Raw genomic sequence first — 2,144 nt, forward strand, 5'->3', positions numbered from 1 at the left:
TAACTTGAAAGGTGATAGTTACAGACTAAAAGAGAAGCATTTGAGTACGCAAAAACAGAAGGACTGAAAGGTCCTTCTGGGGAATTTTAAACCGGCGATTTTGAGGAAGTTTTAATCGGCCTTGACATCATTTTCAGATGAAGATTCTAATTTAGTCGAAAGAGCCTGGAAAATCAATAGAGCAAAATCGATCGCTATGAGACCTTGCCGAACTTTCGGGATGGAAAATCATAATAAATGGGTTGTTGTTAACGCACCTACAAAGGAATGGGCACTGCAAGTTTTTCCGGGTCAACATGAGGATAAAGCAAATGAACTTTTATGGAAATATATACTCCATGCAACTAAATCGAATGAAGCTAACCCTGTTTCAGCCTGGGAAAAACAAAATTGTATTTTGAAGAACAAAGCTAAAAAGCTAAATGATTATCAATTTTCAGCATTACATTTTGTTAGTGAAAAAACAGATTTAACCGTTGCTTTAGTAAAAAATCATGTTTGGTTAGGTGGATCGGAAACAACTAAAGAAGGAAAAGGATTTATGTCTAATATTCCTGTGGAAGAAGTTTGGACAATGCCGAATAAATATCATGTCGATGGATATGTCACCACAACCAAACCTATTATTTTAGCAGGAGCAACTATTCAAAATCTAAAGCTGTTTTTCAAAAATGGAAAAGTTATAAGAATAGAGCCTAAACAACAACTTCTACTTGATCTTCTTCAAACGGACGAAGGGGCTAGGATGTTAGGGGAAGTTGCCCTTGTTTCAGCAAATTCAAGTATTGCTAAAATGGGGATAACATTTAAAAGTACTCTATTAGATGAAAATGCTGCTTGTCATATTGCACTTGGACAAGCATACATTGATAACCTATTGAATAGATCTCTAATAGATGAAGAAGAACTTACGGAGTTAGGTATGAATAAATCAGCCGTTCACGAAGATATTATGATTGGTGATAGCTCTTTGAATGTTTACGGGATATTAGAAAAGGAACGAATTTTAATCATGGAAAATGGGGAATGGAGTATCTAAGTATGGGTTCTTCATGTTCCAATTTGATTATGTAAAAATCAGGGCAACATTCCTATAAATGAAAAACTAGCTTATGGAAGAAACAGGGGTAGTTAACACAAGTGAGAGGATGAAATAGAGATAAAGATCTGTGTTTAACCACAGATCTTAAAACTTGACTACATTATTCATTATATTACTAATTGCCTCAATAGACTTAAGTACATCATTATCAAATTCTAAATTATGATTAGTACCTTCTATTAAAATTGATTCGATATTTTTATTTGTTCTTATATCATTAAATTTGCTGCTATCGTAGGTTGGATCAATTCCTCCAACAATGCAAAGCCCCTTAGTCTTTAAATTTAATAATGCATTATACACATCATTTCTTTTAATCAATGGAGTCAACCAAATAGATTTAGCATTATTAAATTCAGGTTTTGTTATGAAATGAGATAATGCTATAGTACCCATGGATTTAGCAATAAAAACAAAATTACTATATGTACTATCTTCAAGAGCTTTTTTCAGTACAGATTCTACATCTGAATAAAAATCATCCTCGCTAAGATTTGCTATAAATTCTCGAGGGTAATTATAATTTACTTGCAGTACATCGTATCCTTTACTGAAGTAAATACCACAACTGTAATGAAGTAATGGAGCTTGAGAAGTATAGCCCGCACCAGGAAGTATAATTACTAATGAATTTGGTTGTTCTTCGTGCTTAAAGATAGTGAATGCAACTTTGTTATTAGGAGAGGTTGCAAAATCATTTATTATTTTCATTTTTTTCACCCCTAAAATAGGTATTCAATAAATAAAATAATTATCCCTTTTATTTCCAAATTAATCTATAAATTTAGCTAAGTTGATAACTAAATTATCTGATCGGAATCCGGCAATTTAAAGGAACTGCAAACAAGGGTTTGTGAAAGAATACACTTAAACTAAACCAGCTAATAGTTTGTCAACATTTTTCAATAAAAAGAAAAATAATCTCGTGGTATACTAAAAATGCACATGCCAAATAACCTTCCGCTATATTTTAATTGGAAGGTTTTGTTGTATTTAGTTAGATATAGTTATTAATCTATATCTTGGAAAGTTGTTCGTTTTT

At 32.0% G+C, this 2,144-nt stretch carries 2 protein-coding genes; one reads left to right on the forward strand and one right to left on the reverse strand.

Annotated features, from left to right (window positions below; all coding sequences use genetic code 11):
- Positions 1-121: 121 nt before the first annotated feature.
- The gene (locus EM808_RS28315) at positions 122-1,039 is read left to right on the forward strand and encodes an aminopeptidase (RefSeq protein WP_127743143.1); all 918 of its coding nucleotides are present in this window, start codon (positions 122-124) and stop codon (positions 1,037-1,039) included.
- A gap of 147 nt (positions 1,040-1,186) precedes the next feature.
- Here EM808_RS28315 and EM808_RS28320 read toward each other — a convergent pair whose 3' ends face one another.
- Entirely contained in the window at positions 1,187-1,813 is a 627-nt protein-coding gene (locus EM808_RS28320; RefSeq protein ID WP_127743145.1) for an alpha/beta hydrolase, read from the reverse strand.
- Between the last annotated feature and the right edge of the window lie 331 nt (positions 1,814-2,144).

The sequence above is a fragment of the Niallia taxi genome, assembly GCF_004005475.1.
Taxonomy (GTDB): domain Bacteria; phylum Bacillota; class Bacilli; order Bacillales; family Cytobacillaceae; genus Niallia; species Niallia taxi.

Excerpts from the sequence above, each read along its gene's own strand:
- EM808_RS28320 (WP_127743145.1), bottom strand. The coding sequence starts at position 1,813 with ATGAAAATAATAAATGATTTTGCAACCTCTCCTAATAACAAAGTTGCA.